The following is a 14,418-nucleotide window of genomic DNA, read 5'->3' as shown; positions in this document are numbered from 1 at the left end:
GCTCTTTTGTAATAAATCCGATAAAACTTGGCTTGATCTTTAATTTAAGTCTTGAGTATCAAGTCTCTATCGTCAGATCTTTAATTTTATCAGATGAACCATTTTTCTTGACTGACTCAATGCCATTATCACGTGCAGCTTCACTCGAATAGAACTGACTTGTACCAATAATCTGATGGTTTGCTGCTTTTAAATTAAAGTATGGTTTACCATTTTTAGCTTCAAGTCGCTCATAACGCCCATCTTCAGGACTATTTTTTTGAACTGACTCGATCCCATTTTGTGCAGAAGCTTTGGCTTTATAAAGTTCGCTCGTCAAAATCACTTCGCCATTACCTGCTTTTAATACAAAACGATATTGATCATCTTTTGCCTGACTAATTTCATACCATCCTGACATATTGATTTTCCTCTAGTTATTTTTACATTTATTGTTTCGAAATCGTGCTTTATCTGCATAAAAATATGCGCGTGCACTAAAATATAAATGACTTTACTGTATTTTCACAACTGCTTTTAACAACTCAATTACAACTTTAAATGAAGGACTTTGCTAATATCTGAAAAAATAAACATCTTATTGATATTTATTATATTAATAATTAAAAAATCTTCACTCTGCTATAAACATCACGGCAACTGCAAAAATCACTGTTGAATAAAACAATAAAGGTAAAATCAAAAACCAAAAAATGCCCCAACGATTGACTTGAAATACAGTTTTAGCTGCAATAAAACTCACCAAGCAAGAGTAAATTAAAGTAACCAGAACAATAATTACACTCCAGATTTCATCTGCATAATATGCCTCGTTATAGTTTTGATACAGTAAAGTTTGAATAATGGTAACAGCAATAATCGGAACAACTGCACTCATCCACTGTAAGACATTCACCTGTTTTGCCAAGGTAAGATCGGGGGATGATACCCCACTTCTTTTTAAGCGAAATTCATACCACCATCCATATAAATGCCATGCAATAAAACCACCGAACAAACCAACCGTTAATACAAATCCCCAATAATTGATCCAATTATTTACAGTAAAATCAAGGATATTAGAGCTAGAATTTAATTCAGCTTTAATCATTTGAGTATCAATACGGTCCATAACCACAAAGATACCAAGTAAATAGGCAAGCAAATAAACTTTGCTCCGATCTAGATGGGGTAAATCTTGAAAATAACGCTTTGGTTGGAAAAAGAGTTGTAAAAGCCGTTTCGAATGAATTGCCGACTGCTGCTTTACACTTGGGTGTGCTGATTTTGATAAATATTCAGACATTTTTATTCTTCTGTGATTCAATTTTATTTTCAATTATTTGTAAGCATTTTAGGGCAACAAATCCAGTTGAAATTTGTTACCTTATTTCTGACATCTTAATGAATTATCATCTTTAGCAATTAAGCTTTTTTAACATATTCTGATTTCAGTTTAATGCTTCCAATCCCATCAACTTTACAATCAAGATCATGACCATCTGTTGCATCAGGAACTAAACGAATATTTTTGACTTTCGTTCCTTGGCGAACAACTGATGATGAACCTTTCAATTTCAAATCTTTAACCACAGTGACTGCATCACCATCTGCAAGGACATTACCAAATGCATCTTTAATGATGCTGATCTCATCACCTGCAAGTACCTCACCTTCTTTCCATTCATAAGTACATTCGGGGCAAATCAGTACACCTGCATCTTCATAGGTATATTCAGACTGACATTTTGGACAATTAGGCAAAGACATAAGCCACCTCAAAAATTAAAAAGGCAAAAACTAATTATAACATTTTTATAATTTTCAAAAATTTAAATCACATATTTATTGTAAGGCAATAAAAATACCGCTCAGTTTTCTCTTTGCTTGAATAAATTCACTATCACTGTTAAATGATTTTGCATGGTATTTTTAGATGCTGTCAGAAAAGTTACTGTTTTCTCTCTCGTCATAAAATTCCACAATTCATCAAGATCCTGACTTTGCTCTGCCAACTCCTCCAAATAACGCTGCTGAAATACATCCCAACGCTGTTCTGGCGCTTCATGATACCATTTTCGTAATTCATTAGATGGGCTTAATCCTTTTGGCCATAAATCGATCTGAGCTACTTCTTTTTTAATTCCTCTAGGCCAAAGTCGATCTAACAAAATTCTTTTGCCATCAGTTACTAATATTTCATCATAAATTCTTTTTTGTTTAATGTTCATGTATTGTTCCTCGACTTTACCTGTCGAATTAAGCTTATCCATTTACATGTAAAATTTATATTACAGCGGGCTTTAAACCAATAAAAGCCCATAAAAAAAGAGATGTTGAACATCTCTTTTTAATTTTCATTTAAGACGATTGGCTTAAATATGTTTAGGCTTCATCTTCTTCGTCTTCATCATCGTAAACGTACGCCATGCAACCCCAGCCATCGTATTCACCACCATGCTGTTCTGCAATTTTGGTAAACCATTCTTCTAAATCGACAATATCTGAATGCTCAGGTTCCATATAGACGTAAATCGTGATAATCCACTCTGAACTTTCGCCTTCGGTATCTTCAAACAAACTGATTTTTTGTTCTTCTTTTAGCAAATATAACGCACACTGATCCGCTTGTTCCTCACTTTTAAATGCAATTGAATATTCAATTTCATGTGGTTCAGTCAGGTCATCACCATCTGTATGCATTTGCCACAGTACGTTGCCATTGTCATCATCTGGGTAGAGTTCGTAATTGCGGGTCATGAGATTATCCTTTTACAGAAAGACGGTGATTATTGATTCTAGATTAGCGCAAAATTATTGCATTTTGCAGATTAAATCTCACTTCAGGCGATAAATTAGCGTTCACTTTCAATTTTGCAACAAAGGATATTATTAAAACGGAACACTTCCCTGAATTTTTAAGTCAATGCCACTCAACGGTTGCTTAAATTCAAGTAAACACGCATGTAAAGCCATACGCCCTAAAGGACTTTTTATCGGCTCAGGATGATAAATTTCATCACCTGTAATTGGATGCCCAATATGCATCATGTGAACACGAAGTTGATGTGAACGTCCTGTAATTGGAGTCAACAACACTCTGCTAATATCCTGATTTTCATAATATTCAACACGTTCATATAACGTCTGTGCGGACTTCCCGAGTTCATAATGCACCATTTGACGTGGACGATTTTCCCAATCAGTAATGAGTGGAACATCGACTTGACCCTGTTTTTCGAGTTTACCCTGAACCAAAGCAACATAATTTTTCTTGACGGTTCTTGCCTGAAACATTTTGCTCACCGCAACTTCCGCATCACGGTGTTTCGCAAACATTAAAATACCTGAAGTCGCCATATCTAAACGATGGGTAATTTTAGCTAAAGGAAATTGCTCAACTACTCGTAAGTAAGCACTGTCATGATGCTCAGGCAAACGCCCTGGTACAGACAACAGCCCCGCAGGTTTATCAATAATCACCAAATCATCATCTTCATACAAAATAACAAGGGCTTTCTGTGGCGGAGCATAAACAAAATGGGTGTTCAAAGGCATAAGGGCGGGTTCAAAATATTTCAAATCAGATTTTAAATAGTCCTGATCATATTCGCTACTCTTTGTAGTGCCATTATTTTGTATTTGGGTGTTAAAACATTCTGATTTTTTATACTTCAACTGATTTTACGGTTGTTGTCGCCTTACCTAGATCTTTAGACTGATACATTAAGCCATCAGCATGATGTTTTGCGTCATCAGGTTTATGAGGTAACTCATAAAACAGGCTAATCCCCATACTAAAATCGACACCAAAATCTCGCTTCATTTCCGTTCTAGAAAATAATTGACGAAGATGCCCTTCATAAGTATCAACCGCTTGCTGATTAGTATCATTCAATAATACTACAAACTCATCTCCGCCCATACGCGCTACAATATCTGCAGAAGACACTGATTTTTGTAATACGCGAGCAAAGCGAATAAGCACCTCATCACCCTGACTATGCCCAAGTCGATCATTGACTTGCTTAAAACCATCAAGATCAATGACACAAATGGCTGACTGCTGTTCTTTACTACGTTGACGATAGGCAATTTCATACTGAATCTCAAATGAACGGAAGTTATTTAAGCCCGTTAATGAATCTTTCATTGCCATACACGTCATTTTGGCAAGCACTGTTTTTACTCGAATCAGTAAAAATGCCACAATCGCAAATGAAATTACCCGTACGCCTGCATTCCAATAGGGAATGATTGGACTACTATAAATATGCCCTGTATGAAAATCGCTATATAACCAAATTAAACCTGACAAGATCACTGCGCTCAATGCAATGCGTGTTGGCTCATACCAAGCGGCAATAGAAACGGGGATTAAATAAAATACCGTAATAGAATATTCAAACCCTGTTGCAAGGTCGAGCCATCCTATCAACAGTAAGCTAATAAGAATAAAAATACGACGAAAATAGACATGAGTCGTTAGTAAATAATCTAAAATTTTCATGTAATACCGTTCGGCTTAGACCGCTTCTAGGATAACCTGAATCACTGAATTTTCACAATTTTTAAGATTAACTGTCATGATTAGATAAATTCAATGATGGGTTGAATATACGCTTTTAAATACTAAAGCTCATGAAAAAATAGTCTTAAGGCAAACCGTAAAATATGTCAATAAATATGAAACATAGTACAAAACAACTAAGGAAAAATTGATACTGGATATAAAGATTATTGTAATGGTTGGTTTGGGTCATTTTATATTGTGAATGTTAAAATAAGCCATACAATCTACAGATAAGACAGATAAAAAATTCTTGGGGCATTTGGGAAAATTTAATTTACTTCAACAACGATCGCTTTGTAAGCGACTAGCTTTAGCCTATAAACTTGTGATCTATAGCGTCCTAAGCCGAATCGAGACCTTTTGGGTATGTACTGCACTCACGTTATACGTAACTCACAGCATGCTACTCTTTTCGATCCCATCACACCCTTGAAATCTATAGTAGCCAAAAGGCGTCGGAATTATTTCCCTAAGACCAGTTGATTTCAAACTGATTTAGGATTATTTTCTGCAATTAGACATCTTTAAAGTATTTTTTCCTGAATTAATTTAAATAAAGAAGTTTTACTACATATAAACTATATTTATTCAGAAATTTATCATACGAATATTCTACCAAATGTACATTTGATACTTTTAAATTTTATAAAAAAAAGAACACCGAAGTGTTCTTGCGCCTGAAGCAAATTTCGATCGAACAAGGCAAGCTCCCCAAGACTTCAATCCCTGTTCGATCAACCTATTTAAGCGGCGACCATACGACCTTGCGCTGCTTTATCTTGAAGTAACTGCATATAATATTCTCTCATCTGATCACGCTCACCACAGACAAACGCAGTTAAGTAGTGAGTCAATTGTTCAAAACCAATACTTTTATAACCAAGTACAGATTTAGATTGACGTGTAATTAGACCAAATAAATCTTTAAATGGAACCATCATTGGAATATTGCTCTCTAAGCGAAACTCAAGCGCATCACCGACTGAAAATGCATTAAGTGTAATGTTTAAATATTCTCCAGTTTCTTGGTTTCTCACAAAAAATGTAGAATTTGAACCGTCCATTTGCAACTGTAAAATACGTAAACCACGCCAATTGAGTGAGTCAAATTTTGCCAATACTTCCTGGGTTGTATTGTCAGGAGATACTTCAGAATCTAATACATTTTTTCGACCCGGAAAATGTATTTCTACTTCAAAGTTTTTCATTATTATTTATTCCTATACCCTAGCAATGAGATACTAGCAGGAGTATTTTCCCTTTTGCCTACGGGATTTTCGATGATTATCTATTCTTAATCGTTGAATATACAGACTTTCCAAGAGTGTTATCACATTTAGTCTAAGAAATCATGATCTGCCTATGCTTAATCCATTTTTACGGAACAAAAATATTTTTTGCGATACTTTTCATTCTTCAAATCAAAAACATAGACTCATATACATGTTTTCATTAAAACAGTTAAAACCGACTCAAATACTTTGAATTTATTTTAATTAACTTAAAGTGTTTTTATTTACAAATGCATGAAGAATGTATTGCTATAAATACATGACAAAATTGAATGCTATTTTACATGCTGAGCAGCAAAAATAAGACGAGAGCGATCTATAAAATGTGCTTCAAGTTTGAAGTGAAATGATATTTGGAATTTTTGATGAAGATGACGCAGAATTACTGATGAAGCAAAATTTTTAAGGGGTGAGGGAAAATCTGATGTTTTACTTCAACTATCACTCTTGGTAAGAAATGACCTTCTAGCCTATAAACTTTTGATCTATAGCGTCCTAAGCCGAATCGAGACCTTGTGGGTTTGTACTGCACTCGCGTTTTGCGCCGCTCACAGCATGCTACTCTTTTCGATCCCATCACACCCTTGAAAGCTATAATAGTTAAAGCTATACGGAATTAATTTCCGAAGATTTACTCATTTCCAATATTTTTAGGAATATTTTTCATTGTTTACTATAAAATAAAAATAATTTCCCAAAAAAAATATTTTTACTGCTTTTTTTATCATTTTAAAGTTAAAAAGCACTGCTTTTTTTCCAAATCACTACTCAAATGATTTATTCAAATTGAATAAACCCAGTACAGGATACTCCTCATTTAAGCTGAGTATCTTGTACTGTTTTCAAATTAAGCGATGCGATATTCTTGCAGTGACTTTTTATGAAGTAATTGTTTGTAATGCTCAATCATTGAATCAACATGCCCATCTAAAAAAACTGAAAGTTGTTCAACAACTTGGCTTTGATTTAAATTTTTATAAATTACCGTATAATTTTTGGTTCGTTTGAGCAACCCTAATAACTCCTTACTCACCACGCTAAACTCAATATTACTGTCAATATGAAACTGTGGTTCAGTCTGAGTACTATGTGCGTTTAACGTTATACTTATATATTGTTCAGTCTCAACGTTCATTATGCTAAAAGTACTTTCGCTTTCCATCTGTTGTAATTGTTTCAATAATTGACGACGCCAATTGATATTAAAAAACTTACGTAATATTAAATTTATATCTTGTGATTCAAAGCTTTCCGTTTGCTCCGCCCCATTTCCTTCAGATAAAGTAATTTCAACTTCAAAATTTTTCATGCTTTCACTAATCCATGTGTTTTAAGTATTGTTGTTTATTAATAACACTTATCTTATTGTTTAAAAACAGCCTAATACGTGACTTTATTAAAATTTAATCAATTTTTAGTGTTTAAATTCACAAATATACACGTATTTTTTATACGCCTTTAGTATTAGGTGAAATATCAATCATACTTTTTTTATAAATCTTTTTATATTGAAGCACATAGAAATTTTAAAAATTTTATGTTCCTCAATATATACTTTTTATTTCATCATTTTTGATATAAACATATTTAGAAATATAAAAACTCAGCCTAAAAGCTGAGTTTAACAACATTTAAAATTAAATTGATGATGCTAAAAAACCAATATCATTGCTCTGTACAACAAGCTGTACAGGGCTGAATTTTTTCTTTCGACCAATTCATTTTGGCTCTTTTCAAAGCAAGCTCAATATTTGCGAAATACCCAATCAGAATTTGTTGGCTCGAATTAGGCAAGTGTTCACAACCCTTTGTTGCATTATGTATTTGATAGACCCCATTGGCTGAGGGATTTTCATTGATAATAAATTTGATCATAGCACTCTCCCCAATACTTTAAAGTTCAATTTAAAATAATCCCATACAAAAAGTATGTCTTTATAAAACTAAACTGATCTTGGATAAAAATCAAACTAAATGAGCAATTATTTTCTTTATACTGCTGAATGATTTAAATTTTCTTGTTTTTTACGACGAATCCAGCGGATTCCAATAATCATCAGAATAATCCCAGCAATGACCACGAATACAGGAACAAAAAAGGATAAGACAGAGATCAGCAATGCACTGATCCATTCAGTTGTAGAAACCAATGGATTAGCAATCCCTCCTGTCGTTGCTGTAGATAAGCCACGGACTGCAACGGTACTGAGTTGTACTGCTGATGCTGTTCCACCTCCAACAATAATTGCAGCTGCCCAACTTGCAAAGGGTGACATTTCTCCTGTACTCACTGCCATCGTGGTCAGTGTACCTGCAATCATCGCCGCAGGTGTAGAAATGCTGTCTAAAGCGTTATCTACCCACGGAATGTAATAAGCCCCAATTTCACAAACGGTCGCCACTGTAAGCCCGATACAAACTGACGGCATTGCCAACCATTCAAAACCTTTCATGGGTTCAAATAATCCAGTCAGTGATGCAACGCTCATCACCAGTAATGGAACAAAGACACGAAAGCCACAGGCTGCACTTAATCCAATGCCTATGCATAGGCTGAGTATTGTTTCAATCATTGTGCATCTACCTTTATTTTTATAAATTATTAAATAAGGTAGCAAAAAGCCCTATTGAGTAATAGGGCTTTTTTTTAAACAGTGAGTAACTGTTTTATTTGTGCTGCTTAGGCATTCTTATTGTTGAATTGATTGCCAAGGCATTTGGTACACGGGGGTAAACGGTCTGTACCAATTTCTAAGTAAGCGCGATGTCCGCATTGGACACAAAAATAGAAGCCTGTTCCGGGTTGTTCGCCAGCAGTAACCATTTTTGTTCTCCATAGGTTTTTAGAAATGGTGAATAAAGTATAATCAATTTTTGAGGTTTGTCTATTGGTTATTTTAAATAAAAATGGTGTCATTTTTGCAAGAAATATAAAACTCTAATTTTTGGGAATTTATCTAGATTTTGTGATGTGGTTTTAGAGTTTGCTATGTTTTCTTCGTTAATGTTTAAGAAATGAATCGAAATTTCTATTTAAGTCTTTCTTTTATTTTCTCATATCAAGTAGCATTCTATCTTCACCAAACTCAATGCCTCGTTCGAGTAGCTTTGCATGTGCTGCGTGATGGATGACTCCTTTTTGCTAACCTTAGCTTCGAATAATCTGCGTAATGTTTCTTCGCTGACATTCGGATGACCCACCACTTCTATGCGTACTCCCCCAAAATTTGTCGTTTGCAAAGCGGTCAAGTATTTCAGCATCTGCATCAGGGTTCATTGCTACCATGACTCGAATCGCTTGATTCGGCTCTGTTAGGAATGGTTCAAGTTTGCTGTATTGGCTGCACCACTTGCTACAATATAGCGATGTTTTTCTTCGGCTTTTTGTTCAGGGGATTTTTTTGGCATGAGTTTCTTAGCTTATATTTTATTGAAAGTTCTTATGTGCAAACAAATATAGACCAACTCTCATTAAATCTCTAAATCGCTTTTGTTACCCAATTTTCTATTTTTAATTGATTGACTCGTAAAAATTCTTTTTCATTATTGGTCACCATGACCCAATCATTTGCTCTCGCATGTGCTGCAAGCCATAAATCATTGTTACCTATAATCTGACCTTTTAAAGTTAAGTCTTTTCGTATTTGTGCATAATGTTCAGCAACTGTTTCATCCAGTTCAACAACAGGAATGATTGCGCTTAATTCATCTATGACTTTTAAAGCCTTTTCTTTGTTTTGACTTTTTTCAGCACCAAAACGTAACTCGCCTAAAGTAATCACTGACATTAAAATGCTACGGTCTGGCAAATGCTTTTCAAAATGCTGACGGACAATTTCAGGTTGATGCTTAGTGATATAGATACAAATATTTGTATCCAATAAGTATTGTGTCGACATTAGAATTCTTCTCGTTCTTGTGGTGGTTCATCCACTCTTTCTTCTACATAGAAGTCTTCAGGCATCTGTGCCAATACTTTAAACAAATAGTCTGCTGTCACAGGTTTTTCACGCAATATGACCTCGTCACCACGGCGAAAGATTTCGACTTCTTTTCCTTCAAAGCGAAATTCTTTCGGTAAACGAATGGCTTGGCTACGACCTGTCATAAAAACTTTTGCTGTAGTCATGGGCTACTCCAATAGTTTTGGTATATATCTTATGATAGGTATTTTTTGAGTGTTTTTCAACCAGCCTTATAAATTTAATTCTAAACTATCTTCACTATTCATCTGCAACACTAGCAGAATCTTTAGGAATAGCGTTAACATCAACCATTTTTAAATTTTTAATACCACACTCATTCGTAAGTTTGATAAATCTTTCCCATCTTTTATCAGATATATTCATATTATGAATTACTAAATAAATACCTCTTAAAGATTTCTCTGCTTTTAAATAAATAGGTAGTTGTGATAAATATCCTTTTTCCAATTTACTATTAGAAGTTAACTTCACTTCAACAAGTACCTTGCTATCAGATCCACTACTAAATTTAAAGTCCACAGGTCCCCTACCTGCATCAGACTCAGGACTTAGATCAATTTTATTTGCTTTACAATAACTATCTGCTATACCAAAAAATAAAAGTTGTGCAGCAGATTCATGCTTTCTTTTCCCATCCTTGTCATAAAGTAAATTACACAATTGATTGTCTTCAACCAGTACCTTGAAATGCTCACAAATTTTTTCAACTAATAAATACACATCATCAAGTGAAGGATTATTAGCCAACTTTAATTGTAATGGATATTCTTGAGCAAAAGCTTTTGTTGCCTGATACCAAATCGTTTCTCCAGTTGGATCATCTAAGAAATCATAATATTCAAGTGGCGCAGATTTATAAGCCCGTAAAATTTCTTTTAAAAACTCGGGGTCATCCAAAATTGCCTTACGAATATGCCCCTTTTGCTCTTTAATAGTTATTTTTTTAAAAGACCCTTCTATTACAGAATTTAAGTAGTTTCGGAGTTGCTCATTATGCTTACAGATCCAATCAATATCCATAAAGCTATCAGCAATAGGTAAGTCTCTCAAAAACTCTTTTGGCACAAGAATTACGGGCTTACCATTTAATATATTTTCGGGTAGATCAGCTGTAGAGTGATTTCTTGAAAAGGACAATGGGACTAATTTTATTTCAAACGTTGAGCATATTCGCTGTGTATAAGCTATTAAATTCTCAATCAAAATATTTGAGATTAAATCACTAATAAGATCTGGACCAATACCATCCTGAAAACCGCCTATTAATTCGAAAATTGATGGATCATCTGTACCAGCTTCTAATATTTTTTTTAAATTTCTGAATATCTCTATTTTCTTTATCTTTCCAATCCCGCCACCACCTTCATTATCCTTTCCGTAGCCAATTGAAAGCCCATTAATTTCACTAGATTTAAAGATTTTTAATGCTTTGTTCCAAAATAAATCATTTTCTACATTACTAGCTTTTAATAACCTCAAAATACTTTCGAAATATGTTTCAATTTTATCTGAAGCATTTTTAAACTCTGGAATTTTTGTGTTCTTCACTAATAAAGGATCTATAAATAACCTTGTATCTATACCCAAGATTGGATCAAGTGCTCCTTCGGTCTCGTAAGCCTTACCATCAATATTATATGAATCAGCAAAACTAATTGTCATGTTATTCTCAAAATAAAAACCCTACATAAATGTAGGGTCTTTTTACAACAAAATCAATTATATCAGCTTAAAGTCTCAAGCCACATTCCCTTCCAAGAAATCCTGTGCAAAGCGTTGCAACACACCACCCGCTTCATACACATGCACTTCTTCTTCCGTATCTAAACGGCAAGTTACAGCGACTTCAACAATTTCACTCTTACCATCTTCAGTCGCACGCTCAATCACCAAAGTTAAGTCAGAACGAGGTGCAATATTTCCAATCACGCTATACAACTCAGTACCATCAAGCTTTAACGTCTTACGGTCAACGCCTGCTTTAAACTCAAGCGGTAACACACCCATACCGACAAGGTTGGTACGGTGAATACGCTCAAAACCTTCCGCAACAATCACTTCAACACCTGCAAGACGAACACCTTTAGCAGCCCAGTCACGGCTTGAACCCTGACCATAGTCTTTACCTGCGATGATAATCAGCGGTTGCTTACGATTCATATAAGTTTCAATCGCTTCCCACATACGCATTACTTCGCCCTCAGGTTCAACTCGTGCTTTCGACCCCTGCTTGATCGTACCATCAGCACGAACCACCATTTCATTGAACAGTTTAGGGTTAGCAAATGTTGCACGTTGCGTAGTCAAATGGTCGCCACGGTGCGTTGCGTAAGAGTTAAAATCTTCCTCAGGTACGCCCATTTTCTTCAAATATTCACCTGAAGCACTGTCTAACACAATCGCATTTGATGGAGACAAATGATCCGTGGTGATATTGTCACCCAAGATTGCAAGTGGACGCATGTTTGCCAAAGTACGTGGCGCTGCCAAAGCACCTTCCCAATACGGCGGACGGCGGATATAAGTACTTTGCGGACGCCAGTTATACAACGGACTTTCAGATTTAGCATTCACGCCCAAATCAAACATTGGAATGTAAATTTTCTTAAATTGTTCAGGCTTAACCGCAACTTTTACAAGTGCATCGATTTCTTCATCTGATGGCCAAATGTCTTTTAAATAAATTGGATTACCATCTTTATCATTGCCCAATGAATCCGTTTCGATGTCAAATCGAATTGTTCCTGCAATCGCATACGCTACAACAAGCGGAGGCGAAGCTAAGAATGCTTGTTTTGCATAAGGATGGATACGACCATCGAAGTTACGGTTCCCTGAAAGTACTGCAGTTGCGTACACATCACGATCGATAATTTCTTTTTGAATTACAGGGTCTAATGCGCCTGACATACCATTACAAGTGGTACATGCATACGCCACGATACCAAAACCAAGTTTTTCTAAATCTGTTAGTACGCCTGCTTCTTCAAGGTACAAAGCAGCTGCTTTAGAACCCGGTGCAAATGATGATTTCACCCAAGGTTTACGCACTAAACCAAGTTCATTGGCTTTACGTGCAAGCAAGCCTGCTGCCACTGTATTACGAGGGTTTGAAGTATTGGTACACGAGGTAATTGCTGCGATGATTACCGCACCATCAGGAATTAAGCCTGCTGCTTCTTCTGCTTGAGCCGCTTCTAAATTGCCTGCAATACCTTTGGCTTTTAAGTCAGCCGTAGACACTCGCGCATGTGGGTTTGACGGCCCTGCAATGTTACGAGTTACTTGCGATAAATCAAAACGTAATACACGTGGATATTCCGCTTGTGTCATATCAGATGCCCAAAGACCAATTTCTTTGGCATAGCTTTCAACAAGTTTAACTTGATCCGCTTCACGACCTGTTAGCGTTAAATAATCAATAGTGTTTTGGTCGATGTAGAACATAGCCGCTGTTGCGCCATATTCAGGGGTCATGTTGGAAATCGTTGCACGATCACCCACTGACATGCTGTCTGCACCTTCACCGAAGAATTCGAGGTATGCACCAACTACACGTTCTTTGCGTAGAAATTCAGTTAATGCTAAAACGATATCTGTTGCCGTAATGCCTGACTGACGCTGACCCACAAATTCTACACCGATGATGTCTGGAAGACGCATCCATGATGCACGACCGAGCATTACATTTTCAGCTTCGAGTCCACCTACACCAATTGAGATCACGCCAAGTGCATCTGTATGTGGAGTGTGCGAGTCTGTACCTACACAAGTATCTGGGAATGCTAAACCATCACGATTTTGAATTACTGGAGACATTTTCTCCAAGTTGATTTGGTGCATGATGCCGTTGCCCGCAGGGATTACATCGACATTTTCAAAAGCTGTTTTAGTCCACTCAATGAAGTGAAAACGGTCTTCATTACGGCGGTCTTCAATCGCACGGTTTTTCTCGAAAGCATCTGGGTCAAAACCACCAAACTCTACAGCGAGAGAATGGTCAACAATAAGCTGTGTTGGCACAACTGGATTGACTTTAGACGGGTCACCGCCCTGTTCTGCAATTGCATCACGCAAGCCTGCAAGGTCAACAAGTGCAGTTTGACCAAGAATGTCATGACACACTACACGTGCAGGATACCAAGGGAAATCATGGTCTTGTTTACGGTTAATCAGTTCTTTTAAAGATTGTTCAAGAATGGCTGGGTCGCATTTACGAACCAATTGTTCAGCCAATACTTTTGATGTGTATGGAAGTTTTGCGTATGCGCCTTGCTGGATGTCTTCTACGGCTTGACGCACATCGAAGTATTCGAGCTGGGTATCTGTCAGAGATTTACGGTAGTTGTTATTCATTACTTTGTGCCTCTTGCATCATTATGTACAGCATGTCTAATGGCTGAATACTACACTGTCGAAAAGCCATTTCCCAAATCGTTTATTTTTCATATAGTTAGATATAAAAACAGGGGGTTTGGAAATATTTGGTAACAACTTGATTGGAATATTTACACTAAATGTGCTTTTTTCTGAAAAATAGCGGAAAATAGAATTCATTCTTTAGTATTAGATTTTAGATAAGTGAGTA

At 36.0% G+C, this 14,418-nt stretch carries 17 protein-coding genes; all 17 read right to left on the bottom strand.

The annotated features are described in order from the left end of the window. Positions 1–58: 58 nt before the first annotated feature. On the bottom strand, positions 59–400 hold the full coding sequence (locus ACK2M2_RS05210; RefSeq protein ID WP_419346417.1) for a YegP family protein: 342 nt from the start codon (positions 398–400) through the stop codon (positions 59–61). A gap of 213 nt (positions 401–613) precedes the next feature. After that, positions 614–1,285, bottom strand: coding sequence for a hypothetical protein (locus ACK2M2_RS05205; RefSeq protein ID WP_419346415.1), 672 nt, complete (start codon positions 1,283–1,285; stop codon positions 614–616). A 119-nt stretch (positions 1,286–1,404) separates the two neighbouring features. Next, positions 1,405–1,749, bottom strand: a complete 345-nt coding sequence (locus ACK2M2_RS05200; RefSeq protein ID WP_409510884.1) for a zinc ribbon domain-containing protein YjdM — start codon at positions 1,747–1,749, stop codon at positions 1,405–1,407. Between the two features lie 101 nt (positions 1,750–1,850). Next, entirely contained in the window at positions 1,851–2,210 is a 360-nt protein-coding gene (locus ACK2M2_RS05195; RefSeq protein WP_419346414.1) for a DUF488 domain-containing protein, read from the bottom strand. A 154-nt stretch (positions 2,211–2,364) separates the two neighbouring features. Next, positions 2,365–2,739: a ribonuclease E inhibitor RraB gene (locus ACK2M2_RS05190; protein WP_409510882.1), complete on the bottom strand. Its 375-nt coding sequence runs from the start codon at positions 2,737–2,739 to the stop codon at positions 2,365–2,367. Between the two features lie 132 nt (positions 2,740–2,871). Beyond that, entirely contained in the window at positions 2,872–3,537 is a 666-nt protein-coding gene (locus ACK2M2_RS05185; RefSeq protein WP_419346412.1) for a pseudouridine synthase, read from the bottom strand. A 109-nt stretch (positions 3,538–3,646) separates the two neighbouring features. Next, a complete protein-coding gene (locus ACK2M2_RS05180; RefSeq protein WP_419346411.1) occupies positions 3,647–4,489 on the bottom strand; it encodes a GGDEF domain-containing protein in 843 nt (280 codons plus the stop codon). An 806-nt stretch (positions 4,490–5,295) separates the two neighbouring features. Then, on the bottom strand, positions 5,296–5,760 hold the full coding sequence (locus ACK2M2_RS05175) for a hypothetical protein (RefSeq protein WP_419346409.1): 465 nt from the start codon (positions 5,758–5,760) through the stop codon (positions 5,296–5,298). Between the two features lie 931 nt (positions 5,761–6,691). After that, positions 6,692–7,153, bottom strand: a complete 462-nt coding sequence (locus ACK2M2_RS05170) for a hypothetical protein (protein WP_419346408.1) — start codon at positions 7,151–7,153, stop codon at positions 6,692–6,694. Between the two features lie 356 nt (positions 7,154–7,509). Further along, positions 7,510–7,719 carry a hypothetical protein gene (locus tag ACK2M2_RS05165; protein WP_419346406.1) on the bottom strand — a complete coding sequence of 70 codons (210 nt, stop codon included), beginning with the start codon at positions 7,717–7,719 and terminating at the stop codon, positions 7,510–7,512. Positions 7,720–7,835: 116 nt separating this feature from the next. Continuing rightward, a complete protein-coding gene (locus ACK2M2_RS05160; protein WP_419346467.1) occupies positions 7,836–8,414 on the bottom strand; it encodes a DUF4126 domain-containing protein in 579 nt (192 codons plus the stop codon). A 110-nt stretch (positions 8,415–8,524) separates the two neighbouring features. Further along, positions 8,525–8,761 carry a zinc ribbon-containing protein gene (locus ACK2M2_RS05155; protein ID WP_409510876.1) on the bottom strand — a complete coding sequence of 79 codons (237 nt, stop codon included), beginning with the start codon at positions 8,759–8,761 and terminating at the stop codon, positions 8,525–8,527. A 231-nt stretch (positions 8,762–8,992) separates the two neighbouring features. Further along, complete coding sequence (locus ACK2M2_RS05150) at positions 8,993–9,130, bottom strand: hypothetical protein (RefSeq protein WP_419346405.1); 138 nt, start codon at positions 9,128–9,130, stop codon at positions 8,993–8,995. Between the two features lie 193 nt (positions 9,131–9,323). Next, positions 9,324–9,743, bottom strand: coding sequence for a type II toxin-antitoxin system tRNA(fMet)-specific endonuclease VapC (gene vapC / locus ACK2M2_RS05145; RefSeq protein WP_419346403.1), 420 nt, complete (start codon positions 9,741–9,743; stop codon positions 9,324–9,326). Then, the gene (locus tag ACK2M2_RS05140) at positions 9,743–9,973 is read right to left on the bottom strand and encodes an antitoxin (RefSeq protein ID WP_419346401.1); all 231 of its coding nucleotides are present in this window, start codon (positions 9,971–9,973) and stop codon (positions 9,743–9,745) included. Before ACK2M2_RS05140 ends, vapC begins: the two co-directional genes overlap by 1 nt. Positions 9,974–10,067: 94 nt before the next feature. Then, on the bottom strand, positions 10,068–11,492 hold the full coding sequence (locus ACK2M2_RS05135) for a hypothetical protein (RefSeq protein WP_419346399.1): 1,425 nt from the start codon (positions 11,490–11,492) through the stop codon (positions 10,068–10,070). 75 nt (positions 11,493–11,567) lie between these two features. Further along, positions 11,568–14,186 carry a Fe/S-dependent 2-methylisocitrate dehydratase AcnD gene (gene acnD, locus ACK2M2_RS05130; RefSeq protein ID WP_419346398.1) on the bottom strand — a complete coding sequence of 873 codons (2,619 nt, stop codon included), beginning with the start codon at positions 14,184–14,186 and terminating at the stop codon, positions 11,568–11,570. Positions 14,187–14,418 lie beyond the last annotated feature (232 nt).

It is taken from the genome of Acinetobacter sp. TY1 (assembly GCF_048551395.1).
GTDB lineage: Bacteria > Pseudomonadota > Gammaproteobacteria > Pseudomonadales > Moraxellaceae > Acinetobacter.
Note: the sequence above shows the minus strand (reverse complement) of the source record. Positions and strands in the feature narration are given on the sequence as shown.